This is a genomic window from Streptomyces sp. NPDC088350, from assembly GCF_044753545.1.
Classification (GTDB): Bacteria; Actinomycetota; Actinomycetes; order Streptomycetales; family Streptomycetaceae; genus Streptomyces.
In genome coordinates this window covers 107,957-133,739 of sequence record NZ_JBIVNL010000019.1, presented here as the reverse complement: position 1 = coordinate 133,739, position 25,783 = coordinate 107,957, and the positions used below count along the sequence as shown (strand labels likewise).

At 70.9% G+C, this 25,783-nt stretch carries 22 protein-coding genes and 2 pseudogenes; 12 read left to right on the top strand and 12 right to left on the bottom strand.

The features are described 5' to 3' along the window. Positions 1-183 (bottom strand): annotated as a pseudogene (locus ACIQBL_RS44715) (hypothetical protein); the annotation flags it as partial. A gap of 18 nt (positions 184-201) precedes the next feature. On the opposite strand from ACIQBL_RS44715, the pseudogene ACIQBL_RS44710 reads away from it, so the two are divergent. Then, a pseudogene (locus ACIQBL_RS44710) lies at positions 202-1,482 on the top strand (ABC transporter permease); the annotation flags it as partial. Between the two features lie 223 nt (positions 1,483-1,705). On the opposite strand, the gene ACIQBL_RS44705 reads toward ACIQBL_RS44710, so the two are convergent. The 7 genes from ACIQBL_RS44705 to ACIQBL_RS44675 form a co-directional block, all read right to left on the bottom strand. Continuing rightward, on the bottom strand, positions 1,706-2,107 hold the full coding sequence (locus ACIQBL_RS44705) for a rhodanese-like domain-containing protein (protein WP_401953890.1): 402 nt from the start codon (positions 2,105-2,107) through the stop codon (positions 1,706-1,708). After that, the gene (locus ACIQBL_RS44700) at positions 2,104-2,643 is read right to left on the bottom strand and encodes a cysteine dioxygenase (RefSeq protein ID WP_401953887.1); all 540 of its coding nucleotides are present in this window, start codon (positions 2,641-2,643) and stop codon (positions 2,104-2,106) included. The genes ACIQBL_RS44705 and ACIQBL_RS44700 overlap by 4 nt, the downstream gene beginning before the upstream one ends. 240 nt (positions 2,644-2,883) lie before the next feature. Next, positions 2,884-4,479 (bottom strand): FAD-dependent monooxygenase, encoded by a 1,596-nt coding sequence (locus ACIQBL_RS44695; RefSeq protein ID WP_401953884.1) that lies wholly within the window; start codon positions 4,477-4,479, stop codon positions 2,884-2,886. Between the two features lie 175 nt (positions 4,480-4,654). Then, complete coding sequence (locus ACIQBL_RS44690; protein WP_401953881.1) at positions 4,655-5,563, bottom strand: amino acid ABC transporter permease; 909 nt, start codon at positions 5,561-5,563, stop codon at positions 4,655-4,657. Continuing rightward, on the bottom strand, positions 5,560-6,228 hold the full coding sequence (locus tag ACIQBL_RS44685) for an amino acid ABC transporter permease (RefSeq protein WP_401953878.1): 669 nt from the start codon (positions 6,226-6,228) through the stop codon (positions 5,560-5,562). The genes ACIQBL_RS44690 and ACIQBL_RS44685 overlap by 4 nt, the downstream gene beginning before the upstream one ends. Before the next feature lie 52 nt (positions 6,229-6,280). Then, on the bottom strand, positions 6,281-7,123 hold the full coding sequence (locus ACIQBL_RS44680; protein WP_401953875.1) for a glutamate ABC transporter substrate-binding protein: 843 nt from the start codon (positions 7,121-7,123) through the stop codon (positions 6,281-6,283). A 237-nt stretch (positions 7,124-7,360) separates the two neighbouring features. Next, a complete protein-coding gene (locus ACIQBL_RS44675) occupies positions 7,361-8,137 on the bottom strand; it encodes an amino acid ABC transporter ATP-binding protein (RefSeq protein ID WP_401953872.1) in 777 nt (258 codons plus the stop codon). Between the two features lie 289 nt (positions 8,138-8,426). Here ACIQBL_RS44675 and ACIQBL_RS44670 point away from each other — a divergent pair, with 289 nt between their 5' ends. Further along, positions 8,427-9,113 carry a response regulator transcription factor gene (locus ACIQBL_RS44670; protein WP_401953869.1) on the top strand — a complete coding sequence of 229 codons (687 nt, stop codon included), beginning with the start codon at positions 8,427-8,429 and terminating at the stop codon, positions 9,111-9,113. 9 nt (positions 9,114-9,122) lie between these two features. Then, on the top strand, positions 9,123-10,535 hold the full coding sequence (locus tag ACIQBL_RS44665) for an ATP-binding protein (RefSeq protein ID WP_401953867.1): 1,413 nt from the start codon (positions 9,123-9,125) through the stop codon (positions 10,533-10,535). 155 nt (positions 10,536-10,690) lie between these two features. On the opposite strand, the gene ACIQBL_RS44660 is transcribed toward ACIQBL_RS44665, so the two are convergent. After that, the gene (locus tag ACIQBL_RS44660; protein WP_401953864.1) at positions 10,691-11,689 is read right to left on the bottom strand and encodes a TAXI family TRAP transporter solute-binding subunit; all 999 of its coding nucleotides are present in this window, start codon (positions 11,687-11,689) and stop codon (positions 10,691-10,693) included. Positions 11,690-11,979: 290 nt separating this feature from the next. On the opposite strand from ACIQBL_RS44660, the gene ACIQBL_RS44655 reads away from it, so the two are divergent. Next, the gene (locus tag ACIQBL_RS44655) at positions 11,980-12,384 is read left to right on the top strand and encodes a MazG nucleotide pyrophosphohydrolase domain-containing protein (RefSeq protein WP_401953862.1); all 405 of its coding nucleotides are present in this window, start codon (positions 11,980-11,982) and stop codon (positions 12,382-12,384) included. A 90-nt stretch (positions 12,385-12,474) separates the two neighbouring features. On the opposite strand, the gene ACIQBL_RS44650 is transcribed toward ACIQBL_RS44655, so the two are convergent. Further along, positions 12,475-13,422 (bottom strand): hypothetical protein, encoded by a 948-nt coding sequence (locus tag ACIQBL_RS44650; RefSeq protein WP_401953859.1) that lies wholly within the window; start codon positions 13,420-13,422, stop codon positions 12,475-12,477. A gap of 658 nt (positions 13,423-14,080) precedes the next feature. On the opposite strand from ACIQBL_RS44650, the gene miaB reads away from it, so the two are divergent. Both miaB and ACIQBL_RS44640 read left to right on the top strand, forming a co-directional pair. Further along, positions 14,081-15,598: a tRNA (N6-isopentenyl adenosine(37)-C2)-methylthiotransferase MiaB gene (gene miaB / locus ACIQBL_RS44645; RefSeq protein ID WP_401953856.1), complete on the top strand. Its 1,518-nt coding sequence runs from the start codon at positions 14,081-14,083 to the stop codon at positions 15,596-15,598. 202 nt (positions 15,599-15,800) lie between these two features. Continuing rightward, positions 15,801-16,514: a class III extradiol dioxygenase subunit B-like domain-containing protein gene (locus ACIQBL_RS44640; protein WP_401953853.1), complete on the top strand. Its 714-nt coding sequence runs from the start codon at positions 15,801-15,803 to the stop codon at positions 16,512-16,514. 248 nt (positions 16,515-16,762) lie between these two features. Here ACIQBL_RS44640 and ACIQBL_RS44635 read toward each other — a convergent pair whose 3' ends face one another. Next, positions 16,763-17,053, bottom strand: coding sequence for an antitoxin (locus tag ACIQBL_RS44635; protein ID WP_401953850.1), 291 nt, complete (start codon positions 17,051-17,053; stop codon positions 16,763-16,765). A 24-nt stretch (positions 17,054-17,077) separates the two neighbouring features. Then, positions 17,078-17,344 carry a hypothetical protein gene (locus ACIQBL_RS44630; RefSeq protein ID WP_401953848.1) on the bottom strand — a complete coding sequence of 89 codons (267 nt, stop codon included), beginning with the start codon at positions 17,342-17,344 and terminating at the stop codon, positions 17,078-17,080. A 183-nt stretch (positions 17,345-17,527) separates the two neighbouring features. Between ACIQBL_RS44630 and miaA the strand changes: the two genes are divergently transcribed. From miaA to hflX, 6 genes are all read left to right on the top strand, one after another. Beyond that, positions 17,528-18,466 (top strand): tRNA (adenosine(37)-N6)-dimethylallyltransferase MiaA, encoded by a 939-nt coding sequence (gene miaA / locus ACIQBL_RS44625; protein WP_401953845.1) that lies wholly within the window; start codon positions 17,528-17,530, stop codon positions 18,464-18,466. A 108-nt stretch (positions 18,467-18,574) separates the two neighbouring features. After that, a complete protein-coding gene (locus ACIQBL_RS44620) occupies positions 18,575-19,075 on the top strand; it encodes a hypothetical protein (protein ID WP_401953956.1) in 501 nt (166 codons plus the stop codon). A gap of 60 nt (positions 19,076-19,135) precedes the next feature. Beyond that, positions 19,136-20,005, top strand: coding sequence for a diaminopimelate epimerase (dapF, locus tag ACIQBL_RS44615; RefSeq protein ID WP_401953843.1), 870 nt, complete (start codon positions 19,136-19,138; stop codon positions 20,003-20,005). A 283-nt stretch (positions 20,006-20,288) separates the two neighbouring features. Further along, a complete protein-coding gene (locus ACIQBL_RS44610; protein WP_401953840.1) occupies positions 20,289-22,433 on the top strand; it encodes a RelA/SpoT family protein in 2,145 nt (714 codons plus the stop codon). Positions 22,434-22,589: 156 nt separating this feature from the next. Next, the gene (locus ACIQBL_RS44605; RefSeq protein ID WP_401953837.1) at positions 22,590-24,119 is read left to right on the top strand and encodes a M1 family metallopeptidase; all 1,530 of its coding nucleotides are present in this window, start codon (positions 22,590-22,592) and stop codon (positions 24,117-24,119) included. A gap of 123 nt (positions 24,120-24,242) precedes the next feature. Continuing rightward, positions 24,243-25,736 (top strand): GTPase HflX, encoded by a 1,494-nt coding sequence (gene hflX / locus ACIQBL_RS44600; RefSeq protein ID WP_401953835.1) that lies wholly within the window; start codon positions 24,243-24,245, stop codon positions 25,734-25,736. The last annotated feature ends 47 nt before the right edge of the window (positions 25,737-25,783 follow it).

Sequence of the window (25,783 nt, the reverse complement as noted above, 5' to 3'; positions counted from 1 at the left end):
CGAGCCGACCTTGGTGCCCGAGCCGACCTTGGTGCCCGAGCCGACCTTGGTGCCCGAGCCGACCTTGGTGCCCGAGCCGACCTTGGTGCCCGAGCCGACCTTGGTGCCCGAGCCGGAGCCGACCCCGGGTCCAAGCGCACCCGACCCCCGCGAACGCGGCCCACACGCACCCGGCTCACCCACACTCGCCCCACCCGAGTCCGCCCCCTGGCCGGCCTCACCCTCCTCGCGCTCGGTGTCGTCCTGGTCACCGTGCTCAGCGGTCTTCGGACCGAGCCCGCCTCAACCCCCGTGACCTTCCTGGCTGTTGTGGTGCTGTCCACCTCGGTCGCCCTCCTCGGACCGCTCCTCGTCAAGGCGGCCACCCTCGTGGTCGGTGGTCCGCTCCGGCGTACCGGCCCCTGCGGTCGGCTCGCCGTCGCCAATCTCCGGGGCAACGCCACCCGCATGGCCTCCGTCGTCACCCCGCTCACCCTCCTGATCGGCATGACCTGCACCGTGCTGTTCGTCCAGCCCACCCTCGGCGACGCCGCCAGCGCCCAGGTCCGCGAAGGCGTTCGCGCCGACTGGGTCCTCGCCGCCCAGGGCCCGGGTGTCCCGGCCGAGGCCGCACGGCGGCTCCGCGCGCGGCACGACGTTGTCACCGAAGTCGTCCGTACGACCGTCCGTGTGGGCCTCGACAAATACGCGGCGCAAGGCGTCACACCCGCCGGACTCACCCGCACCTGGGACCCGGACGTCACCGCCGGATCGCTCGACGAACTCACCCAGCACACCGCGGCCGTAAGTGAACTGGCCGCAGATCAGCTGCACTTGAAACCCGGCAGCACCCTGAAGCTCACGCTCGGCGACGGCACGCCCGCCACGCTCACCGTCGTCGCCGTCTACGCCAGGGGTCTCGGCTTCGGCGATCTCACCTTCGCGCACGATCTCGTCGCCCGGCACGTCGACAACCCGCTCGCCTCCTCCGTCCTCGTCAGCACGCTCCGTACACAGACAGAACTCGCGACTACCCTCCGTGAGTTCCCGGACATCCGGATTCTCGCTCCGGCCGCCGCCGACTCGCTGCAGGCGCGGCGACAGCAGGCGAACGCGGAGGTCAACTACCTGGCCATGGGGCTCGTTCTGGCCTTCACGGCCATCGCCGTGGTGAACACGCTCGCGATGTCGGTCGCCGAGCGGGTCCGGGAGTTCGCGCTGCTCCGCCTCGCCGGGGCGACCCGACGGCAGGTGCTGCGGATGCTGCGTACCGAGGCGCTGTCGGTACTGCTGCTCGCCACGGCGCTGGGCAGCGGTATCGCCCTCGCCGTCCTGACCGCGTTCAGTGTCGGTATGACCGGCCGGGCGGCGCCGTCGGTCACCCCGCTCGTGTATCTCACGGTGGTCGCGGTGGCCGGGACTCTCGCCCTCGTCGCCACGGCGCTGCCGGGCCGAATGGCGCTCCGGGTCCGGGCGGTGACGGCGGCGACCGCCAGGCAGTAGGCCACCGCCAGGCAGTAGTAGGGGAGTGGGCGCGGGAACCGGTGGGGCGCCCGGCCAAGGATGCGCGTTCCGCACGGACCCGCACGGACCCGCACGGACCCGCACGGACCCGCACGGACCCGCACGGACCCGCACGGACACCGCCCCGCTCTGCTGACCCTCCGCCCTCCGCCCTCCGACAGGTAGTGAACGCGAGCGTTCTGTCACGTCGTAGACACGGCGACTAGATCGCGACAGGCAGCCCCGCCGCTTTCCACGCCTGGAAGCCGCCGACCAGGTCCGTCGCGCGGTGCAGGCCCAGTTGGTGCAGGGATGCGGCTGCCAGGCTGGACGCGTAGCCCTCGTTGCAGATCACCACGACGCGCAGGTCGTGGCCGGTGGCTTCGGGGGCGCGGTGGCTGCCCTGGGGGTCGAGGCGCCACTCCAGTTCGTTGCGTTCGACGACAAGGGCGCCGGGGATGAGACCGTCCCGGGCGCGCAGGGCCTCGTAGCGGATGTCGACCAGGAGGGCCTCGCCGGCGCGGGCCGCGTCGTACGCCTCCCGCGCCTCGATCCGCTCGTAGTCCGCGCGGACCCGCTCCAGCAACTCGTCTATGCCGAGGGGCTGTTCGCGTACGGCACTCACTGCCAGTCCGCCGGGCGCTCGACCTGCTCCAGGCGCAGCACCGGGCCGGTGCGGCTGTAGCGGCGGATCTGCGGGAGCGGCGGGTAGTAGGCGTGGACGGAGATCGCGTGCTCTTCGGTGGACTCGTTGAGCACCTCGTGGACATGGTGGTGGCCGAAGGCGCGGCCCTTGCCGGTCGGCAGCCGACGCTCGCGGTCCACGCCCTCCTCCAGTTCGAGGGTCTTCCAGCCGTGGCTCGGGAGCCGGGCGGCGAGCGAGTTCTCCTTGAGCTCACCGGCGGCGGTGAGGAAGGCGCCGACCGAGTCGGCGTGGTCGTGCCAGCCCGTTCCGCTGCCGGGCGGCCAGCCGATGAGCCATGCCTCGCTGCCGCCGGGCCCTTCGAGCCGGACCCAGGTGCGGCCCTCGGGGTCGAGGGGGAGCGAGGCGATCAGCTCGGTGTCGGCGGCCGTACGCCGTACGAAGTCGAGCAGGTCCGCCTGTGTCGGGGTCTGGGCGGGCGCGGCGGAGGACACGGGGGCAGAGGGGGATACAGACATGTGCACCGTCCTGATGAGTGTTCGCGAAGGCGCGCGCGGGCCCACAGAAAGGGTGCGCGCGAGTGAGGGAGATGCGAATTCAGCAGGAGATGTGACAGACGCAGCCCACGTAGCGGACGAGGTCCAGATGGACCTTCCGCCAGAGGTGGACAGAGGTGTCGGTCATGATCCGGAGTACAGCACGGCGGTGTGGGCCGGTCAACTCAGCGTCACTATGTGGACAGTTCGGATACGGCGGCCTCAGCGCGAGCCGGCCGTGGCCTCCGTCTTCGCCGGGCCGCCCAGGGTCGCCTCGGCCGCCGCGTACAGGTCGGCCGGACGCACCCCGCTCAGCGCGGTGACCAGGTGTCCGTCGGGCCGTACGAGAAGGACGGTGTGGGCGGCGGCGCCCGGGTAGCTCTCGGCGACCAGCAGCTCGGCCGGGTGCGGCAGCGCGGTCACCGCGGCGGCCAGGCGGGGCATGATTCCCGCGGTCACCCAGTGTTTGCGCTCCCACACGCCCGTGCCCGGCGCGACCAGGACGACCAGCAGGGAGCCGTGCCCGAGGCGGTCCCGCAGCCGTACGAAGGAGCCGTCCTCCGCGGTGACCCGGACATCGGCGACCGGCGCGCCGGGCGGGGTGTCGACGGGGACCTCGCCCTCGATGTGCCGGGGCGCGAGCGGGGAGTCGGCGTACGCCCCCGGCGCACCGAGCGCGCCGCGCCCCAGGTGACCGTCCGTGAGCAGTACGTCGTGGCCGCGGGCCGAGCCGGGCACGACCGCGCGCAGCCCGGCGCCGCCACGCACCAGCGGCAGCGCCTGGTCGGCGGCGCGCAGCCTCGCCGCCACGACCGCCCGCCGCTCCGCCTGGTAACTGTCGAGCAGCGCCTCGTGCGGCCCGTGGTGCCAGGCCGACGCCAGCTTCCAGGCGAGATTGTCGGCGTCCCGCAGCCCCTCGTCCAGCCCCTGCGTACCAAGCGCCCCCAGCAGATGCGCCGCGTCCCCCGCGAGGAACACCCGCCCCACCCGCCACCGGCGCGCGAGCCGGTGGTGCACGGTGTGCACGCCGGTGTCGAGCAGTTCGTACGGCGGTGTCGGGCCCTCGGTCCAGCCCGCGAGGGTCTCCCGGACGCGGGCCAGGAGCAGCTCGGGCGTGACCAGGTCCTTGCCCGGCGGCAGCAGCCAGTCCAGGCGCCACACGCCGTCGGGGAGGGGGCGTCCGGTGACCTCCCCGGCCGAGGGTCCGGACGTCCGCCACGGAGGCGCCCGATGCAACAACGCCTCGTCGGGCCACGGAAGTTCCGTGCGCAGCGCGGCCACGGCGTGTCGCTCCACCGCCGTACGGCCGGGGAAGCGGATGTCCAGGAGTTTGCGGACGGTCGAGCGCGGGCCGTCGCAGCCGACCAGGTAACTGCCGCGCCACCAGGTGCCCTTGGGGCCACGGGTGTGGGCGGTGACGCCCGAGGGCTCCTGTTCGAGCGAGTCGAGACGGTTGTCGACGGCGATCTTCACGAGGCGCTCGCCCGCGAGGGCCTGGCGCAGGGCGCCCGTGAGCACGTGCTGCGCGATGTGCAGGGGGGCGGGCTCGGTCTCGTCGAACGTGATCTCGCGCATCACCTGCTTGCGCCGCATCGACCGCCATCCGGCCCAGCGCGAGCCGGCCTCGGCGAGCGGTACGCCGGTCAGCCGCTCCAGCAGCGCCGCGGTGTCCTCGCGCAGGACGACGGTGCGCGCGAGGCGCGGTTCGTCCTTGCCCGGACCCTCGTCGAGGACGACGGAGGGCACCTCCTGCCGCGCCAGCGCCAGGGCGAGCGTGAGCCCCACGGGCCCCGCTCCGACGATGATCACCGGGTCCACGGTGCGGCGCCCCCTGCCCGTGACGGTGTCCTCAGGGACGCATGTGAACAGGAAGTTGGGGCAGGGTGCACGATCACAGAACGTATGCAACCCATTGCCGGTGCTTGCGTCAAGTGACGGAGGCAGTGGCGATCATGCCACTGCCTCCGTGTCGTTCACGCCACTTGACCGATCATCAGATCGTGCCGCCGGCACCCGTTCCGAAGCTGCCTGCCACCTGCGCGGGGTTGAGCCCCGCGGCGTCCTGGGGGCCCAGCACCGCGCCCGTGCTCTTCTTGCTGCGCCGCAGCCTGCGCTCCAGCCGGCTCGCGAAGGTCGTGAGGGCGAGGTTCAGCAGGATGAAGATGACCCCGACGACGATGAAACTCGCCACCACGTTGGCGTAGTTCGCCGCGAGGGTGCTGCGCGCGTTGAGCAGCTCGGTGAAGCCCAGCATCACGCCGCCCAGCGCGGTGTCCTTCACGATGACCACGAGCTGGCTGACGATGGCCGGCAGCATGGCGGTGACGGACTGCGGGAGCAGGATGCTGGTCATCGTCTGGCCCTTGCGCAGACCGATCGCGTACGCGGCCTCCGTCTGGCCCTTGGGGAGGGACAGGATGCCCGCCCTGACGATCTCGGCGAGCACCGAGGCGTTGTAGAGCACCAGGCCGGTGACAACGGCGTACAGGGGCCGTTCCTCGCTGCCGACGCTCGTGGAGCGGACGTAGAACTCGTTCGCGAAGAGCATCAGCAGCAGGACCGGGATCGAGCGGAAGAACTCGACGACCACGCCGGCCGGGACGCGCATCCACCTGTGGTCGGACATGCGGGCTATCCCGAAGAAGGCGCCCAGGGGGAGGGCGATCGCCATGGCGAGCCCGGAGGCCTTCAGGGTGTCGCCGAGGCCCGGCAGCAGATACGTCGTCCAGGCGTCCGCCGTGGTGAACGGCTGCCACAGGGACCACTTCAGCTGGCCCTTGTCGTCCATCGTCCGCCAGATCCACCACAAGAAGAGGCCGAGCAGGACGAAGAACAGGACGGAGAGGAGCACGTTGCGCCGCTTGGCGCGGGGGCCGGGCGCGTCGTAGAGCACGGAGGTCATCGCTTCACCGCCAGTCGCTTGCCCAGCCAGCCCAGGAGGAGGCCGGTGGGCAGGGTGAGTACCACGAAGCCGAGCGCGAAGACCGCGCCGACGGCGACCGTCTGGGCCTCGTTCTCGATCATCGTCTTCATCAGGGCGGCCGCCTCGGCGACACCGATCGCCGCCGCCACGGTCGTGTTCTTGGTGAGGGCGATCAGTACGTTGGCCAGCGGTCCGACGACCGCGCGGAACGCCTGTGGAAGGATCACGATCCGCAGCACCTGGCTGAAGCTCAGCCCGATGGCGCGGGCCGCCTCCGCCTGTCCGACGGGCACGGTGTTGATGCCGGAGCGCACCGCCTCGCAGACGAAGGCCGCGTGGTACGCGATGAGACCCAGCAGCGCCAGTCGGAAACCCTGCACCTTGAAGTCGTCGGACGCGCCCATCGTCACGCCGAAGATGTCGGCGAGACCGAGCGAGGTGAAGACGATGATGACCGTCAGGGGGATGTTCCGGACGGTGTTCACGTAGAAGGTGGCGAACCCTCGCATCAGAGGGACCGGGCTGACCCGCATCGCGGCCAGCAGGGTGCCCCAGACCAGGGAGCCCAGGGCGGAGAGGACGGCCAGTTTCACCGTCATCCAGAACGCCCCTAGGACGTCATAACCTTGAAGAAAGTCGAACACGATCTCCCGCGCTTCCGGGTATGGGGGCCTGCCTTACCTGGGTCTTCTCGGGTTACTTGACGATGTCGCCGATCTTCGGGGCGGGCTCGTTCTTGTAGCCGGCCGGGCCGAAGTTCTTGGTGACCGCCGTCTGCCAGGCACCGCTGCTGACCATCTTCTCCAGTGCGGTGTTGATCTTGGTGACGGTCGCGGAGTCGCCCTTCTTGACGCCGATGCCGTAGTTCTCGTTGCTGAGCTTGAGGCCGGCGATCTTGAACTGGCCCTTGTACTTGTCCTGCGCGGCGAAGCCCGCGAGGATCGAGTCGTCGGTGGTCACCGCGTCCACGGCACCGCTCTGGAGGCCGGCGATGCACTCCGAGTAGCCGCTGTACTCACGGAGGTTGGCCTTCGGGGCGATCGACTTCTGGACGTTCTGCGCCGACGTGGAGCCGGTCACGGAACACAGCTTCTTGCCGTTGAGGTCCGTGCCCTTGGAGATCGTGGAGTCCTTCTTGAGAAGGAGGTCCTGGTGGGCCAGCAGGTAGGGGCCGGCGAAGTCGACCTTCTGCTTGCGCTCGTCGTTGATCGAGTACGTGGCCGCGATGAACTTGACGTCGCCGCGCGCCAGCGCGTTCTCACGGTCGGCGCTCTTGGTCTCGACCCACTCGATCTGGCTGGGCTTGTAACCGAGCTGTCCGGCCACATAGGTGGCCACGTCCACGTCGAAGCCGGCGTACGTCCCGTCCGGCTGCTTCAGGCCGAGGCCGGGCTGGTCGAACTTGATGCCGACCTTGATCTTGCCGCCACCGCCGGAGCCCGAACCGGAGTCGTTGCTGTCGCTGCTCCCGCAGGCCGTCGCGGCGAGCGAGAGGACGAGGGCGGTGGTCGCGAAAACGGTGACCTTGCGGAGCTTCATGAGGAACATCCTTTGGCTGGTGGGGAGATGAGGGCCCGTCAGGGCGTGTGGCAGGGGCCCTGAGGGCGTGCGGGGCCCTCAGCGGCAGTCGGTGGCCGCCCGCTCTCCGCGGGCAGTCGGTGGCCGCCCGCTCTCCGCGGGCCGCCGGTGGCCGCCCGCTCTCCGCGGGCCGCCGGTGGCTGGCTGTCGGTGTTCTTCGGTGTTCTTCGGTGTATGCCGGTGGTGCGCCGGTGAGCGTCAGTGGTGAAGGATCTTCGACAGGAAGTCCTTGGCCCGGTCGCTGCGCGGGTTGCTGAAGAACTGGTCCGGCACGGCCTCTTCGACGATGCGGCCGTCGGCCATGAACACCACTCGGTTGGCGGCCGAGCGGGCGAAGCCCATCTCATGGGTGACGACGATCATCGTCATCCCGTCACGGGCGAGCTGCTGCATGACCTCCAGGACCTCGTTGATCATCTCCGGGTCGAGGGCCGAGGTCGGCTCGTCGAAGAGCATCACCTTGGGGTCCATGGCCAGCGCCCGCGCGATGGCGACGCGCTGCTGCTGACCGCCGGACAGCTGGGCCGGGTACTTGTCCGCCTGGGTGGCCACACCGACCCGGTCGAGCAGCGCCCGGGCCTTCTCCTCGGCCTGCTTCTTGTCGGCCTTGCGGACCTTCGTCTGGCCCAGCATCACGTTCTCGAGCACGGTCTTGTGCGCGAAGAGATTGAAGGACTGGAAGACCATCCCGACGTCGGCACGCAGCCGTGCCAGCTCCCTGCCCTCCTGGGGCAGCGGTTTGCCGTCGATGGCGATCGCACCCGAATCGATCGTCTCCAGGCGGTTGATGGTGCGGCACAGAGTGGACTTTCCGGATCCGGAAGGCCCGATCACCACGACGACCTCTCCGCGGGCGATCGTCAGATCGATGTCCTGGAGTACGTGCAACGCGCCGAAGTGCTTGTTGACGCTCTTCAGGACGACGAGTTCGCCGGTCGCGGCCACATCTTCCTTGGCCACCGATACTTCGGTCATCGCTTGCTGGCTCCGTCCTCGTCGGTTGCGGAGGACAGTAGTGAGGCCTTACGACCAGCGTCATCACATCTGAGCGAGATCTGAGCATCACGATCGGGTAGCAGGAGGACACCCGTCGTAGCAGTTCGCCGCCGGGATCCGTACCGGCTGGGTAACGGAAGCCTCGCGCAACCGGAACCCACTTGACGGCGTCTTCGTCCATCAGCGTGACTGCCTGGGTGCACGCGCGCGTGAGACATGCTTTTGTACAGGCCGAGACCATACGAACGATGAACCGGAGGGGGCCGGGATGAGACTGCTCCTCGTCGAGGACGACAACCATGTCGCCGCCGCTCTGTCCGCGGTCCTGGCGCGGCACGGATTCGAGGTCACGCATGCCCGCAGCGGCGAGGAGGCCCTCCAGGCACTCGTCCCGGAGAGCGACGTCTTCGGTGTCGTCCTCCTCGACCTCGGCCTGCCCGACCAGGACGGCTACGAGGTCTGCGGCAAGATCCGCAAGCGCACCAGCACCCCGGTGATCATGGTCACCGCCCGCTCCGACGTCCGCTCCCGCATCCACGGGCTCAACCTCGGAGCCGACGACTACGTGGTGAAGCCCTACGACACCGGGGAGCTGCTCGCCCGTATCCACGCCGTCAGCCGGCGCAGCGTCCACGAGGACCCGAGCGGCGGCGGCGACACCGCGCTGCGCCTCGGCCCGGTGCGCATCGAACTGCCCACCCGCCAGGTCAGTGTGGACGGTTCGATCGTCCAACTGACCCGCAAGGAGTTCGATCTGCTCGCCCTGCTCGCCCAGCGTCCGGGGGTGGTCTTCCGGCGGGAGCAGATCATCAGCGAGGTGTGGCGCACCAGTTGGGAGGGCACGGGACGCACCCTGGAGGTGCATGTCGCGTCCTTGCGCGCCAAACTGCGGATGCCCGCACTGATCGAGACCGTACGAGGCGTCGGCTACCGGCTCGTCGCTCCGGCCGCGTAGCGTCCACGGGTGCGCACACGTCTCCTCCCGCTGCTCATCGTCCTGATGGCGTCCGTCCTGCTCGCGCTCGGCGTCCCGCTCGCCATCAGCGTCGCCGCGGCCCAGCAGCAGAAGGTGATCGTCGACCGTATCGACGACACCGCGCGGTTCGCGGCGCTGGCCCAGTTCGTCACCGACGCCCCCACGGGATCACGCCCCGCCGACACGGTCCCGGACGAACGGCAGCAGACCCTGGACCGCGAACTCGCCAGCTACTACGAGGTCTACGGCATCCGCGCGGGCGTCTTCTACCGCACCGACACCTCCATGGCGAACGCGCCGGACGACTTCCTGCTCCCGAAGACCGGCGAGGTGCGCGAGGCCTTCGCCGAAGCACTCCTCAGCCGCCGCAGCCACGACCCGGAACAGGTCTGGCCCTGGCAGCGCAACCGCCTGGTAGTCGCCTCGCCGGTCATCCGGGACGGTGACGTCGTCGCGGTCGTGGTCACCGACTCGCCCACCGGGGCGATGCGTTCACGGATCCTGCGCGGCTGGCTGACGATCGGCGCCGGCGAGATCGGCGCGATGCTGCTGGCCGTCGGCGCCGCCCTACGGCTGACCGGCTGGGTCCTGCGCCCCGTACGGGTCCTCGACGCCACCACCCACGACATCGCCACCGGACGCCTCAAGTCCCGTGTCGCGGCAGCCGGTGGACCGCCGGAACTTCAGCGCCTGGCCCGCTCGTTCAACGAGATGGCGGACAACGTCGAGGACGTGCTGGAGCAGCAGCGCGCCTTCGTCGCCGACGCCTCGCACCAGCTGCGCAACCCGCTCTCGGCGCTGCTGCTGCGCATCGAACTGCTCGCACTCGAACTGCCGGAGGACAATGACGAGATCGCCTCGGTGCGCACCGAGGGCAAGCGTCTGACCCAGGTCCTGGACGACCTGCTCGACCTGGCACTGGCCGAGCACGCGGACGCTGACCTCAGGATCACCGACATCGGCGCGCTGACCGCCGAGCGCGTCGCCGCCTGGGCGCCGACCGCCGAGGCCAAGGGCGTGCGCCTGGTGGGCAGTTGCCCGCCCACCACGGCCTGGGCCGACCCGGTCACGCTGTCCAGCGCCCTGGACGCGGTGATCGACAACGCGGTGAAGTTCACGCCCGAGGACCAGTGCGTCGAGGTGACGGTCGCGTCGAACGGCGACACCTCGACCGTCGTCGTCACGGACCACGGCCCGGGCCTCACCGAGGACGAACTCGCGCGCGTGGGCGACCGCTTCTGGCGCAGCGGCCGACACCAGAACATCAAGGGCTCCGGCCTGGGCCTGTCGATCTCCCATGTCCTGCTGGCGGCGGGCGGCGGCTCCCTCACGTACGCCCACCACGAGCCCCACGGCCTCCAGGTGACCGTGTCGGTGCCCAGGAGCGGGCCCACGGCCTGAACGGGCGTCAACGGCCTGAGAACGGCTCTGAGCGGTCCGAGGACGGGCGTCAACGGGCGTCAACAGGGGGCAACGGGCCGAATGGGCCTACGACTTGCGTGCCTCTACGGCTTGCATGCTTCTACGGCTTGCGTGCTTCTACGGCTTGCGTGCTTCTACGGTTTGACGGAGCGGTAGTAGCGCCGGGCGCCCTCGTGCAGGGCCAGCGGGTCGGTGTAGATCGCCGTGCGCAGGTCCACCAGCTGTGCGGAGTGGACGCGTTTGCCGATGCCGTCACGGCTCTTGATCACGGTCTTGGTGATCCACTCCGTGAGCCTGGCGTTCATGTCCTTGCGGGTCATCAGCAGGTTGGACACGGCGATGGTCGGGACGGTGGACCCCCGCTGGATCGTGGGGTAGGCCGACTCCGGCATGTTGGTGGCACGGTAGTAGCGGGTGGCGTCGCCCTGCGCGTGCATCTTGGCCACGAGGGACGCCTCGATCGGCACGAACCGGAACGCGTAGTGCTTGGCGAGGTCCTTCAGGCCGTCCGTCGGCAGTCCGCCCGACCAGAAGAACGCGTCGATCTTGCCCCGCTCGAGCAAATCCGGTCCCGTGTCGATGCCGGCCGCCACCGGTTCGATGCCCTTCTTCGGGTCGATGCCGGCCGCCGTGAGCACCCTGGTGGCGATCAGCCGCACACCCGAACGGCCCGGCCCTATGGCCACCCGCCTGCCCCGCAGATCGGCGACCGAGGCGATGTCCGAGTCGAGCGGCACGATGAGCTGGACGTAGTCGTCGTACAGCCGCGCGACCCCGCGCAGCTCGGCGGCACCGGGCTTGCCGTCCATCTCGTACGTCCCCACCGCGTCGGCCGCGGCGATGGTGAAGTCGGCGTTGCCGGTCGCCACGCGCGCGACGTTCTCCTGAGACCCGTCGCTGTTCACCAGCTTCACCTTGAGACCCGGCATGTCCTTGTCGAGAGCGGTGCGCAGGAGCTTGCCGTACTCCTGGTAGACCCCCAGCCGTGTCCCGGTGCTGAAGGTGATCGTCCCGGTCGGCGGCGCGTCGCCCAGGGGCAGCAGCCACCACAGCAGCAGCCCGAACGCGACGAAGCCGGCGGCCGCGCCCTGGAGGGCCCGGCGCCTGCTGATACGGGAGAACACCTTGACCATGCGCGCGATCCTGCCAGCACGTACGCGGTGCTGGCCAGGGCGGGGCTCGGGCCTGAGCGGCGGATCGGGGCGCGGGGAATCGACGGCGCGCGGGGGCTGGTGGCTGGTGTGTCCGGCTGGGAGGCGGGCGCGGAGGCGGGAGTCGGTGACCGCCGACAAAACACGGCTGGGCCCCCGGGGCGCCTACAACGCCGTGGGAGGAGTGTGTGTTGCCCCTCGCGTTCGCGAGTTGATCCGCCGGCGGAACCTCGCGGGCCGGGGCTGTCAGTGGCCGCCGTTAAGGTCGTGGCATGAGTACTTCGCCCGCCGACCTGGTCCGCGAATTCCACCTGGCCTTCGGGCTCGACGCCCGCAGCACACCCACCGAGGTCGCCCCCGCCCTCGCCGCCCACCGCGGCGAACTCCTCGCCGAGGAGGCCGCGGAGGTAGCCGAGGTCTCGGTCGGCGGCCCCCTCGACCGGCTGGCGCACGAACTGGCCGACGTCGTCTACGTCGCGTACGGCACGGCCCTCGTCCACGGCATCGACCTCGACGCGGTGCTCGCCGAGGTCCACCGCTCCAACATGACCAAGATCGGCCCGGACGGCGAGATCGCCCGCAGGGCCGACGGCAAGGTCCTCAAGGGGGAGCACTACGAGGCGCCGGACGTGTCGGGGGTGCTGCGCGAGCAGGGGTGGGGTGCGGGCGGGGAGTGACGTCGAGGCCGGCTGTGGGGCGGGGCGCCGGGTGACGTCGGAGTGGCGCGCTACTGCGGGGTGTCGGTGGCGACGGGGGGAGTGACTGGCCTACGAGGTGCCGACGGGCGCCAGTTTCCACTCCCGGTGCAGGGTGCCCAGCGGGACGTCGTGCTCGAACGCCGGGGTGCCGAAGATCGACAGCTGGACGCGCAGGGTGCCGGTGAGGTCGACGCCGCCGTAGACGGCCCAGGAGGCGGCCGACGCTTCCGAGCCGGCCGTGCCCGAGGCCTCTCCCCGGAGATACGGCGCCAGGTCGGCGGTGACGCCCACGGTGCCGTAGAGGCCGACGGTGGCCTCCGCGCCGAGTGCCGCCCTGACGCTGCCGGCCGTCGTCACGGTGCTGCGTACCGGGGTGCCGGTCATGTTCGCCGAGTCGACCGGGGTCCAGCCCTTGGCCGGTGCGAAGGTGCCGCCCGCCTTGAAGTCGCCGTCGAGGTGCTGCTCCATATCGACGGTGACCTTGCCGTCGCCGCTGATCTTGAGATAGCAGGTCAGGTCGAGGTTCACGACGACGGGGACGGGGCCGACCTGGAGTACCGGGTCGGCGTGCAGCTTCGCGAACGGGATCCGCAGCGGGGTGGTCGACGCGGTGGCACGGCCCTTGAGGGCCCACCCCGAGGTCCAGTCGCCGGACACCCCCAGATACGCCGAACCGGGCGTGGAGCCGATGCCTTCACCGCCGTAGGTGAAGTCGACTTGCGGGGCCACCTGCACGACGCCGGAGACGGACGCCGACGCGGACGCGCCCTCCGCCGTGGGCACCGCGGCCCGCACATCGAGCCGCAGGCTGCCGAGTGGGACCGTGGCCGCCCTGGGCCCGACCCGGATGTCTCCGGTCTTGGACCAGGACACCTCGACGTCCGGCAGCAGCTTGTCGACGGCGAAGGCCGCCGGGTCGACGGGGACGGCGCCGTGCGCCGTGTCGTCGCCCAGGAGGGCGTTCAGGGCCGCCGGCTCGGTCTGCACCTCCGTACCGGCACCGGTCGCACCGATCACCTTCGTCACCTTGGCGAGCAGCCCGTGCGGGGCACCGGGCGCGGGGGCGCTGGCGATGACGTCGCCGACGGAGGCGTCGCGGTCGGACCGGGGACGAGCTCCCCTTGCCGGCCGCGGAGATGACGGCGTGTCGGGTGCCGCTGTCGTACGAAGTCACGGTCAGGGGGGTCTTGTGCGCCCGTGCTGGCCCGCCCGCCTTGCCGGGGCTCGCGGAGGCCGTCGCGGCGGTCGCCGGAGCGGCTGCCACGGCGAGCGGACGGTCGGCGGAGGTCGTAGTCGTGGTGTCGTCCTGCGAGGCCCAGGGGCTCTGTGCGGCGCCTGGGCCGTCGTCCCGCTGCCGGGCGAGGAGCAGCCGGCCGCGAGGACGAGGGCGGTCAGGGCGAGGGCCGGCGCGCGGGCACGCGGGTGCCTCGTGCGTCTGCGCAAGGTCAGTCCTGAGGGTGGGGTGGGGAGTGAGGGGGGTTTGCCGACGGGCAGTGCTGCGGGGAAGTCGGGCACTGCCGACAGGGAGTTGGTCGTACCCGTCAGTAATAAGGCGTGAGCACGCCACGGACGTCATGCCGGAACTCCGCATTCCGGCCGGACTCCGCAGTGACGTGAGCCACGGTGGTTTTCGGCCGCCGAAAGAGTCACTCCCGGCACCGCCTACCCTTGTCACATGAGCAGCGGTGACCGGAGCGGGGCAGTGGACGTCAAAACGTACGAAGTGCGCACCTACGGGTGCCAGATGAACGTCCACGATTCCGAGCGGCTCTCCGGTCTCCTGGAGGGCGCCGGTTATGTGCGCGCGCCCGAGGGTTCGGACGGTGACGCGGACGTCGTCGTCTTCAATACCTGCGCGGTGCGCGAGAACGCCGACAACCGGCTCTACGGCAACCTCGGCCGTCTCGCGCCGATGAAGACGAAGCGCCCTGGCATGCAGATCGCCGTCGGCGGCTGCCTCGCCCAGAAGGACCGCGACACCATCGTGAAGAAGGCGCCCTGGGTGGACGTCGTCTTCGGCACGCACAACATCGGCAAGCTGCCGGTCCTGCTGGAACGCGCGCGCGTGCAGGAAGAGGCGCAGGTCGAGATCGCGGAGTCCCTGGAGGCATTCCCCTCGACCCTGCCGACCCGGCGTGAGAGCGCCTACGCGGCCTGGGTGTCGATCTCCGTCGGCTGCAACAACACCTGCACCTTCTGCATCGTCCCGGCGCTGCGCGGCAAGGAGAAGGACCGCCGTACCGGCGACATCCTCGCCGAGATCGAGGCCCTGGTCGCCGAGGGCGTCTCCGAGATCACGCTGCTCGGCCAGAACGTCAACGCGTACGGCTCCGACATCGGCGACCGCGAGGCCTTCAGCAAACTGCTCCGCGCGTGCGGCGCGATCGAGGGCCTGGAGCGCGTGCGCTTCACGTCCCCGCACCCGCGCGACTTCACCGACGACGTCATCGCCGCGATGGCCGAGACGCCGAACGTGATGCCGCAGCTGCACATGCCGATGCAGTCCGGCTCCGACCCGATCCTGAAGGCCATGCGCCGGTCCTACCGCCAGGAGCGCTACCTGGGGATCATCGAGAAGGTCCGCGCGGCCATCCCGCACGCCGCCATCACCACCGACATCATCGTCGGCTTCCCTGGTGAGACCGAGGAGGACTTCGAGCAGACGATGCACGCGGTGCGTGAGGCACGCTTCGCGCAAGCGTTTACGTTCCAGTACTCCAAGCGCCCCGGCACCCCCGCCGCGACCATGGACAACCAGATCCCCAAGGAGGTCGTCCAGGAGCGCTACATGCGTCTCGTCGCCCTCCAGGAGGAGATCTCCTGGGACGAGAACAAGAAGCAGGTCGGCCGCACCCTGGAGCTGATGGTCGCCGAGGGCGAAGGCCGCAAGGACGGTGCCACCCACCGCCTCTCCGGCCGCGCCCCCGACAACCGTCTCGTCCACTTCACCAAGCCGGACCAGGAGGTCCGCCCCGGTGACGTGGTGACGGTCGAGATCACCTATGCCGCCCCGCACCATCTCCTCGCCGAGGGCCCCACCCTGAACGTGCGGCCCACGCGCGCGGGTGACGCCTGGGAGAAGCGGAACGCGGCCGAGGCCGTCAAGTCGGCCGGCGTGATGCTGGGCCTGCCGAAGATCGGCGCACCGGCGCCGCTGCCGGTCGCCACGGGGAGCGGCTGCGGCTGCGACTGAGGGGTGCGGCTGGGGGCGGCGACTGAGGGGCGGCGACGCACCGGCGGGCGGGGTGGAGGACACGTACGGACAGCGGAACCGACGACCCGACCCGTACGAGAAACGCTGATCGGTACGAGAACGTTGCTGGGTACGAGAAGGTCAGCCCGTGTCGCCACGCGGGCAGTCGCTGCCCGTGGGCCCGCTTGTTAGTGTTCCGGGCATGCTCGTAGCCGCCGCCGTGTGCCCCTGCCCGCCGCTCCTCGTTCCCGACGTCGCCGCCGGTGCCGCACCCGAGTTGGCCGCCGCGCGGGCCGCGTGCACCGATGCGCTGGGAGTGCTCGCCGCCGCCCGGCCCGACCGCTTGGTGGTCGTCGGGCCCGCAGAGCAGAGCGGGCGCGGACCGCATCCTGAGGGCACCCGGGGTTCGTTCCGCGGCTTCGGTGTGGATCTCGACGTACGACTGGGGGAGGAGAAGGCCGCGGGTTCGGAGCGAGAGCTTCCGCCCGCGCTCGCCGTCGCCGCGTGGCTGCTGGAGCGCACTGGGTGGTCAGACGCCCCGATCGAGGGGCTCGGCGTGGGGGAACCTCTCGCGGCCGAGCGGTGCGTCGAAGTCGGGCGGGACATCGTCGCGCAGGCCGAGCGGGTCGCGCTGCTGGTGATGGGCGACGCGAGCGCGTGCCGGACGCTGAAGGCGCCGGGCTATCTGGACGAGCGGGCGGCACCCTTCGACGCGGAGGTCGCGCGTGCGCTGGGGGCCGCGGACGTGGCGGCCCTCAAGGCCCTGGACACCGAGCTGGCGTACGAACTGAAGGCCTCCGGCCGCGCCCCCTGGCAGGTCCTCGCGGGCGCGGCGGAGGGCGCGAACCTCGGCGGCGAGCTGCTGTACGAGGACGCGCCGTACGGGGTCGGATACGTGGTCGCGACCTGGTCGTAGGCGTGGACGGGCGGGGCGGCGGTGATGTGCCCTGGGGCTGAGTGTCTGCGCGTCGCTCGCGCGCGTGGCGGTGTGGCTTGCCCACGTGTAGGCCGTACCTCAGCGGCGTCGCGCGTGACCGGCACCCGTACACGGCAGTCGTCGCGCAGGCGACAGGCCGCAGGCGTGGCCCCCCGCCCCGCGAAACGGCGGACGGCCGAGGAGGCATGCGCTCCGCGGCCGTCCGCCGATCGATGTGCAGGTGGGGTTCAGGAAGCCGGCGGGGTCGAGTCCGGCGGTGTGGTCGTGCCGCCGCCCTCCGCTCCCGTGCTCCCGGCGCTCCCCGTGTCGTCCTTGTGCGCGAGTCGGTCCACGGCGTCCTTGGCCTTGCCCGTGCCCGTCTGGATCTTGTCGGTGTACTTGCCCTTGGTCTTCTCGTCGACCATTTTCGCGGCCTTGTCCAGGCCGCTCTCGATCTTGCCTCCGTGCTGCTGAGCGAGGCCCGAGACCTTGTCCTTCGCCGGGGCGAGTTTGGCCTTCAAACTGTCCATCAGACCCATGGTTCACCTTCCCACGCGGGGCACTTACATTCGGGCGCCTTCACCGGCCTCGTTGTCGGCGGCGGCTTCGGCGGACTGCTGCTTGGGGATCTCGACGCTGTCGACACCGGCGGCGGCCTCGACGGCCTCCGTCGCCGTCGTCCCCGCCTCGGCCTCCGCCGTCACCTCCGCCGCTTCAGCCGCCGCCGACTCGGCCGGCTGCGTGTCGGCCTGCGTTTCGGCCTGCGTTTCGGCGGTCGACGCCTCCTCCGTAGCCTTCGACCTCCGAAGAAGCCGGTCAAAAACTCCCATATCCACTCCATACGTTACTCGTGCGGGCGAAATCCCGCGTAGCCCGGTGCGTCCGTTTGCGTCGCCCGGGTCACCGCCTCCCGGAACCGGCGGCGGGGTACCTCGCAACGGGCAACGACCCCGCGCGCGTGCTGTCACGTAACTCGTTCGAGGCGAGGGTCCGACGTTTGCGAGACTGGGAACGTGAGCAGCGCACCCCCCGCCCCCCGAGTCATCGCCGTCGTCGGACCGACCGCGGCCGGAAAGTCCGATCTGGGCGTCTTCCTGGCCCAACGTCTAGGGGGCGAGGTCGTCAACGCCGACTCCATGCAGCTCTACCGAGGGATGGACATCGGCACCGCCAAGCTGACGCCCGAGGAGCGCGGCGGCGTCCCGCACCACCTCCTGGACATCTGGGACGTGACGGTCACGGCGTCCGTCGCCGAGTACCAGCGGCTCGCCCGCGAGCGCATCGACGCACTGCTCGCCGAGGGACGCTGGCCGATCCTGGTCGGCGGTTCCGGGCTGTACGTGCGCGGGGCGGTCGACAAGATGGAGTTCCCCGGCACCGACCCCGAGGTCCGGGCCCGCCTGGAGGAGGAGCTCGCCCTGCGCGGCTCCGGCGCCCTGCACGCCCGCCTGGCCGCCGCCGACCCCGAGGCCGCACACGCGATCCTGCCCAGCAACGGCCGCCGTATCGTCCGGGCCCTGGAGGTCATCGAGATCACCGGCAAGCCCTTCACGGCCAACCTCCCCGGCCACGACTCGGTCTACGACACCGTCCAGATCGGCGTCGACGTGGCGCGCCCCGAACTCGACGAGCGCATCGCGCGCCGGGTCGACCGGATGTGGGACGCGGGGCTCGTGGACGAGGTGCGGGCGCTGGAGGCGCGCGGTCTGCGCGAGGGGGTCACGGCGTCCCGCGCGCTCGGCTATCAGCAGGTGCTCGCGGCGCTCACGGGGGAGTGCACGGAACAGGAGGCGCGCGCGGAGACCGTGCGGGCCACCAAGCGCTTCGCGCGCCGTCAGGATTCGTGGTTCAGGCGCGATCCACGGGTGCACTGGTTGAGTGGGGCTGCGGCGGATCTCACAGAACTTCCGCACCTGGCACTGGCGTTGGTCGAACGACCGGTCACAGCCTGATCACGTCATGGCATCGGGACGCTCCGGCCGCCGTTGTGGCCTTCGGGGGCGTGCCATCATCGAGCTTCGATCGACCAAGTGGAGTCCGAGTTGGGAGGGCGCGTGGCGATGGAGGCCGGCCCTCGCGACACCGCAGAAGGCACCGAGCAGGTCACCGCGGACCGTGGTGAACCGGAAGAGGGCGACGGCCTGCTGAGCCCGGACGGCCCGGACGAGATCCAGGGCGGGGTGACCGCCGACGGTCCCGGGCCCGACGAGATGTTCGCCGGACCCGAGGTCGAGGTCGAGCTGCGCCCGCAGCGCCGTCTGCGTATCTGGCAGCTCGCCCCCATCGTGGCCCTGGCCGCGGTCGGCTCCCTGATGTTCGCCTTCCCGCTCGCCTTCGACTTCGGCGACAGCGGGGCCGTGATCGCCATGCTCGGTCTGCTCATCTGCTCCTGCGCGGCAGGCTGGGGCACGACGGCCGCCCGCCGCGTCGGCTACACCTGGCCCGGCTTCCCGCCGCGCGGCTCCGGCCGCCGCCCCGACTGGCGGGTCGTCGTCGCGTACTCCCTGGTGGTGGGTGTGGCCGTGGTCCTCGCCGTGTACCGCGTGGCCAGGCTCCGGTAGGACCTGTCCGGCAGTCACCGTGATCACCGGGTTGTCGTAGCCACCCCGTACGATCGGGGAATGAGCACGCGGATCGCCTTCCTCAAGGGGCACGGCACCGAGAACGACTTCGTGATCGTCCCGGACCCCGAGAACGTCATCGACCTGTCCCCGGCCGCCGCGGCCGCCCTGTGCGACCGTCGCGCGGGCATCGGCGGCGACGGGCTCCTGCACGTCGTGCGGTCCGCCGCGCACCCCGAGGCGCGGGACATGGCGGCCGAGGCGGACTGGTTCATGGACTACCGCAACGGCGACGGCTCGGTCTCCGAGATGTGCGGCAACGGAGTGCGTGTGTTCGCGCGCTATCTCCAACGCGCGGGACATGTGGCCGAAGGGGACATCGCGGTCGCCACGCGCGGGGGAGTCAAGGCCGTCCACCTCGCCAAGGACGGCGACATCACCGTCGGCATGGGCAAGGCGCGCCTCCCCGAAGGGGACGTCACGGTGAGCGTCGGCGAGCGCAGCTGGCCCGCGCGGAACGTGAACATGGGCAACCCGCACGCGGTCGCCTTCGTCGACGACCTCGCGCACGCCGGCGACCTGTACTCCCCGCCGCCCTTCAGCCCGGCCACCGCCTACCCGGACGGTGTGAACGTGGAGTTCGTGGTCGATCGCGGCCCCGGGCACGTCGCGCTGCGCGTGCACGAGCGCGGTGCCGGCGAGACCCGCTCGTGCGGCACGGGCGCGTGCGCGGTCGCCGTGGCCGCCGCCCGCCGGGACGGCGCCGACCCGACCGTCACCGGAACGCGGGTGACATACACCGTCGATGTGCTCGGTGGCACGCTGACGATCACCGAGCGGCCCGACGGCGAGATCGAGATGACCGGCCCCGCGGTGATCGTCGCCGAGGGCGAGATCGATGCCGAGTGGCTGGAAAACGCCATCCGCTGAACGGGTGAATCGCAGTCCCGGCCGCTCCGGGCACCCTGATCCGAAGTCTCCGGCGTCCGGCGCGGCTCGAAACCACGGCCGACGTCGCACGGCGTGGCGCAAAACCGTAAACCTCCCGACCTTCGCTCGAATGGGTGATCCGTTTCACGCTCGGCGAGAGGCGGTCAGTCGCACGTGGTGGGCTCGGTAGCATCAAGCACCGGCCCGGACGGGGGATCGAAGATCCCCTGAGCCGAGTACGCCATGGGGCACCCGTCCGCCGGTCAAGCAGCCGGAGGTGCCCATGAGTGCGGAGGCCACGAACCCTGCGAGCCCAGGCCCTGTGATCAACACAGTGCCCCGCAGGAAGGCCCGCCCCCGGATCGACCTGCGCCGGCTCGGCCGGGCCGCCCTGCTCGGCCCCGCCGCCCGCGACCGGCTGCCCGACGCCATCGGCCATGTCGCCGAGGCGCACCGCGCCCACTATCCCGACGCCGACCTCGAACCGCTGCGCCGCGCCTGGGTGCTGGCCGAGTCCTCGCACCGCGGCCAGATGCGCAAGAGCGGCGAGCCGTACATCACGCACCCCCTCGCCGTGACCCTGATCCTCGCCGAACTCGGCGCCGAGACAACGACGTTGACGGCCTCTCTGCTCCACGACACCGTCGAGGACACGGCAGTGACGCTCGATCAGGTCGGCGAGGAGTTCGGCGCCGAGGTGCGCTATCTCGTCGACGGCGTCACGAAGTTGGAGAAGGTCGACTACGGGGCGGCGGCCGAGCCCGAGACCTTCCGCAAGATGCTCGTCGCCACCGGCAGCGACGTCCGGGTGATGTCGATCAAACTCGCCGACCGCCTGCACAACATGCGCACCCTGGGTGTGATGCGCCCCGAGAAACAGGCCCGCATCGCCAAGGTCACCCGCGACGTCCTCATCCCGCTCGCCGAACGGCTCGGCGTCCAGGCGCTCAAGACCGAACTGGAAGACCTGGTCTTCGCGATCCTCCACCCCGAGGAGTACGACCACACCCGCGAGTTGATCGTCGACAACGCCTCCCGCACGGACGACCCGCTCGCCGAGGTCACCGACGAGGTGCGCACCGTCCTGCGCGACGCCGGCATCCAGGCCGAAGTCCTCATCCGGCCACGGCACTTCGTCTCCGTGCACCGCGTCGCCCGCAAGCGCGGCAGGCTGCGCGGCGCCGACTTCGGCCGCCTCCTGGTGCTCGTGAACGAGGACGCGGACTGCTACGGCGTCCTCGGCGAACTGCACACCTGCCTGAAGCCCGTGGTCTCGGAGTTCAAGGACTTCATCGCCGTACCCAAGTTCAACCTGTACCAGTCGCTGCACACCGCCGTCGCCCACACGGACGGCCAGGTCGTCGAAGTCCTCATCCGCACCCACCAGATGCACAAGGTCGCCGAGGCCGGCGTCATCGCGCTCGGCAATCCCTACGCTCCTCCTTCGGAGGAGCAACAGGCCGCGAACGACGGCGAGCGCGCCGACCCCACCCGGCCCGGCTGGCTCTCCCGTCTCCTCGACTGGCAGGAGGGCGCGCCCGACCCCGACACCTTCTGGTCGACGCTCCGCGAGGACCTCGCCCAGGACCGCGAGATCACCGTGTTCCGGCCCGACGGCGGCACGCTGGGCCTGCCCGACGGCGCGACCTGTGTGGACGCCGCGTACGCGCAGTACGGCGAGGACGCCCACGCCTGCATCGGCGCCCGCGTCAACGGCCGCCTGGCGACCCTCAGCACGGTCCTGAAGGACGGCGACACCGTCCAGCTCCTCATGGGCCAGGACCCGGCCTCCGAGCCCTCCAGGGAGTGGCTGGAGCACGCGCACACCCCCGCCGCCCGGATCGCCATCCAGCGGTGGATCGCGGCGCACCCGGGACGCGGTGACGGGGAGGGCGCCGAAACGGCCGAGAAGGCGCACAGTGCTCGATCGGCGCCCCCCGCCTCCGAGGACACCCCGCACACTCCCGCCGAACGCCCCGCCACCCCCGTCGTGGACCAGCCCGGCGCGACCGTACGACTCGCCGGCTGCTGTACGCCCGTACCGCCCGACGAGGTCACCGGATTCTCGGTGCGCGGCGGGGTCGTGACCGTGCACCGCGTGGAGTGCGCCGCGGTGGCGCAGATGAAGAGCGTGGGGCGCGCGGAGGTCGGTGTGCGCTGGGGCGACACCACCGAGTGCCGGGTCACGTTGGTAGCCGAATCGTTCGGCCGCCCGCATCTCCTCGCCGATCTCACCGAAGCGATCGCCCTGGAGGGCGCGGAAATCGTGTCGGCGACCGTCGAACCCCCGACCCAGCAGCGCGTCCGCCACACGTACACGCTCCAACTTCCGGACGCGGCCCACCTCCTGACTCTCATGCGGGCGATGCGCAACGTCCCGGGCGTCTACGACGTGAGTCGCGCGCAGCACCACACGACGGCCTTCTGAGACACGTGCGCCGGTCCGCGCCCAGGCTCCCCGGGCGCGCCCCGGCCCGCGCGCCCCGGCGCGCCGAGCGCCCCGTGGACCTGCGGAAGACCCCGTTCGAGTGGGCCGGGCGCGAGTCGTCGCCGTGCGGCACGCGCGCGCTGGTAGCGGTGGGGCATGCTGCTCACCCCTCGCACCGGCACGACCGGCATCGGCGTCCCCCGCACCGGCTCCGGAGATCCGGCCGCCCGGCCGCGCACCGGGAACTCCCGACGGCTGAGGGCGGCGCTGCTCGCCTCCGCCGTCTCCGTCTGCCTCGTCGCCGCGAGCGCCCCGCCCACGCCCCTGGGCGTCGGTGACCGCCTCTTCCCGACCCTGGGCAACCCGGGCTACGACGTGGCGTCGTACGACCTCTCCTTCACCTATCCCGGCACCAACAGCAAGCCGCTCCGGGCCGTCACCACCATCGACGCGTGGACGACCGAGGCGCTGGACCGGATCAACCTCGACTTCGCGCACGGCACCGTGGACTCGGTCGAGGTCGACGGGCGGCCCGCCGCCTTCGAGAGCGCCGGCGAGGACCTGGTGGTGACGCCGGAGAGGCCGCTGGCCGAGGGGAGCTGGACGCGGATCACCGTGCGGCACACCAGCGACCCCGTGTCCGCCAAGGGCCAGGACGGCGGCTGGGTGCAGACCAAGGACGGGCTGGCCATGGCCAACCAGGCCGACGCGGCGCACCTGGTGTTCCCGTGCAACGACCATCCCTCCGACAAGGCGATGTTCACCATCAGGGTCACCGCGCCCAACGCCTACACGGCCGTCGCCAACGGTCTGCCGGCCGGCGTCGACAAGGTCGGCGCGAACACCACCTGGACGTACCGCACCCAGCACCCCATGGCCACCGAACTCGCCCAGGTGTCCATCGGCCGCTCCGCAGTGCTGCACCGCACCGGACCGCACGACCTGCCGATGCGCGACGTCGTGCCCGCCAAGGACCGCGCGAAGCTCGAACCGTGGCTCCAGAAGACCCCCGACCAGATCGCCTGGATGGAGAGCAAGGTCGGCCGGTACCCCTTCGAGACGTACGGGCTGCTCATGGCCGACGCGTCCACCGGCTTCGAACTCGAGACGCAGACGATCTCTCTCTTCGAGAGAGATCTCTTCACCGAGCCCGCCTACCCCCAGTGGTACGTCGAGTCGATCATGGTGCACGAGCTGTCCCACCAGTGGTTCGGCGACAGCGTCAGCCCCCGCACCTGGTCCGACCTGTGGCTCAACGAAGGACACGCCACCTGGTACGAGGAGCTGTACGCCGAGGAGAAGGCGCACAAGCCCATGGAGACGCGCATGAAGGCGGCCTACGGCGCCTCCGACCGCTGGCGCGCCGCAGGCGGCCCGCCCGCCCTCCCCAAGGCACCCGCGCCCGGCCAGAAGATCGGCATCTTCCGCCCGAACGTCTACGACGGCGCCGCCCTCGCCCTCTACGCCCTGCGCCAGGAGATCGGCCGCCCGGCCTTCGAACGCCTGGAGCGCACCTGGGTCAGCGTCCACCGCGACGGCACCGCCACCACGGCCGACTTCGAGGAACTCGCCTCCGCGATCTCCGGCCGCGACCTGAGCGGCTTCTTCAAGGCGTGGCTCTACGGCGAGAAGACCCCGCCGATGCCCGGTCACCCGGACTGGACGTCGGAGCCACCCGTGAAATAAGGCCGTGACGGGGCGATCCGCGCCGTGCGACCATCGTCGGGTCGGCGGCGCGGTTCACCGGGAATCTCCCGGGGCACTCGCACGTTGTGACCTTTGCAGGACTCCCATCGACGTAAGGACCCAATGACCTCCTCTTCTTCCCCTTCCCAGGACACTGAGCGCCTCGCGCACGCCTACCCCGACGGTCTTCGGGCCGATGCCCTGATGGAAGAGGACGTCGCCTGGAGCCACGAGATCGACGGAGACCGGGACGGCGACCAGTTCGACCGCTCGGAGCGCGCGGCCCTGCGCCGCGTGGCGGGCCTCTCCACCGAGCTCGAGGACGTCACCGAGGTCGAGTACCGACAGCTCCGCCTGGAGCGCGTCGTACTCGTCGGCGTCTGGACCACGGGAACGGCGCAGGACGCGGACAACTCGCTCGCCGAGCTGGCCGCCCTCGCGGAGACCGCGGGCGCGCTCGTGCTCGACGGTGTCGTCCAGCGCCGCGACAAGCCGGACGCGGCCACCTACATCGGTTCGGGCAAGGCCAACGAACTGCGGGACATCGTCCTGGAGACCGGCGCCGACACCGTCATCTGCGACGGTGAGCTGAGCCCCGGCCAGCTGATCCACCTCGAAGACGTCGTCAAGGTCAAGGTCATCGACCGTACGGCCCTGATCCTCGACATCTTCGCCCAGCACGCCAAGTCCCGGGAGGGCAAGGCACAGGTCGCGCTCGCGCAGATGCAGTACATGCTGCCGAGGCTCCGCGGCTGGGGTCAGTCCCTGTCCCGCCAGATGGGCGGCGGCTCGGGCGGCGGCCTCGCCACCCGCGGTCCCGGTGAGACCAAGATCGAGACGGACCGGCGTCGTATCCGCGAGAAGATGGCGAAGATGCGCCGGGAGATCGCGGACATGAAGACCGGCCGCGACATCAAGCGCCAGGAGCGCCGTCGCCACAAGGTGCCCTCGGTCGCGATCGCCGGTTACACCAACGCCGGCAAGTCGTCGCTGCTGAACCGGCTGACCGGCGCGGGCGTCCTGGTCGAGAACGCGCTGTTCGCGACCCTCGACCCGACCGTGCGCCGGGCCGAGACCCCGGGCGGACGGCTCTACACGCTGGTCGACACCGTCGGATTCGTCCGGCACCTGCCGCACCACCTGGTCGAGGCGTTCCGCTCCACGATGGAGGAGGTCGGCGACGCCGACCTGATCCTGCACGTGGTGGACGGTTCGCACCCGGTCCCGGAGGAGCAGCTGGCCGCCGTACGCGAGGTGATCCGGGATGTCGGCGCCACGAAGGTGCCCGAGATCGTGATCATCAACAAGGCGGACGCGGCGGACCCGTTGACGCTCCAGCGGCTGATGCGGAACGAGAAGCGGTCCATCGCCGTCTCGGCCCGCACCGGCCAGGGCATCGACGAACTGCTCGCGCTCATCGACAGCGAACTGCCGCGCCCCTCGGTCGAGATCGAGGCGCTCGTGCCGTACACGCACGGCAGGCTGGTCGCCCGCGCCCATTCCGAGGGCGAGGTGATCTCCGAGGAGCACACGTCGGAGGGCACCCAGCTCAAGGTGCGGGTGCACGAGGAACTGGCGGCGGAACTCGCGCCGTACGTCCCGGCGCCGCTGGCCTGACGGCCGTAGCACAGCACGTCCTGAGGCTCGCCCCGGATCACCTGGGG

Coding starts and splice junctions, on each gene's coding strand:
- ACIQBL_RS44700 (WP_401953887.1), bottom strand. CDS start 2,643: ATGTCTGTATCCCCCTCTGCCCCCGTGTCCTCCGCCGCGCCCGCCCAG.
- ACIQBL_RS44690 (WP_401953881.1), bottom strand. CDS start 5,563: ATGACCTCCGTGCTCTACGACGCGCCCGGCCCCCGCGCCAAGCGGCGC.
- ACIQBL_RS44680 (WP_401953875.1), bottom strand. CDS start 7,123: ATGAAGCTCCGCAAGGTCACCGTTTTCGCGACCACCGCCCTCGTCCTC.
- ACIQBL_RS44675 (WP_401953872.1), bottom strand. CDS start 8,137: ATGACCGAAGTATCGGTGGCCAAGGAAGATGTGGCCGCGACCGGCGAA.
- ACIQBL_RS44670 (WP_401953869.1), top strand. CDS start 8,427: ATGAGACTGCTCCTCGTCGAGGACGACAACCATGTCGCCGCCGCTCTG.
- ACIQBL_RS44660 (WP_401953864.1), bottom strand. CDS start 11,689: ATGGTCAAGGTGTTCTCCCGTATCAGCAGGCGCCGGGCCCTCCAGGGC.
- ACIQBL_RS44655 (WP_401953862.1), top strand. CDS start 11,980: ATGAGTACTTCGCCCGCCGACCTGGTCCGCGAATTCCACCTGGCCTTC.
- miaB (WP_401953856.1), top strand. CDS start 14,081: ATGAGCAGCGGTGACCGGAGCGGGGCAGTGGACGTCAAAACGTACGAA.
- ACIQBL_RS44640 (WP_401953853.1), top strand. CDS start 15,801: ATGCTCGTAGCCGCCGCCGTGTGCCCCTGCCCGCCGCTCCTCGTTCCC.
- ACIQBL_RS44635 (WP_401953850.1), bottom strand. CDS start 17,053: ATGGGTCTGATGGACAGTTTGAAGGCCAAACTCGCCCCGGCGAAGGAC.
- ACIQBL_RS44630 (WP_401953848.1), bottom strand. CDS start 17,344: ATGGGAGTTTTTGACCGGCTTCTTCGGAGGTCGAAGGCTACGGAGGAG.
- ACIQBL_RS44620 (WP_401953956.1), top strand. CDS start 18,575: ATGGAGGCCGGCCCTCGCGACACCGCAGAAGGCACCGAGCAGGTCACC.
- dapF (WP_401953843.1), top strand. CDS start 19,136: ATGAGCACGCGGATCGCCTTCCTCAAGGGGCACGGCACCGAGAACGAC.
- ACIQBL_RS44610 (WP_401953840.1), top strand. CDS start 20,289: ATGAGTGCGGAGGCCACGAACCCTGCGAGCCCAGGCCCTGTGATCAAC.
- ACIQBL_RS44605 (WP_401953837.1), top strand. CDS start 22,590: ATGCTGCTCACCCCTCGCACCGGCACGACCGGCATCGGCGTCCCCCGC.
- hflX (WP_401953835.1), top strand. CDS start 24,243: ATGACCTCCTCTTCTTCCCCTTCCCAGGACACTGAGCGCCTCGCGCAC.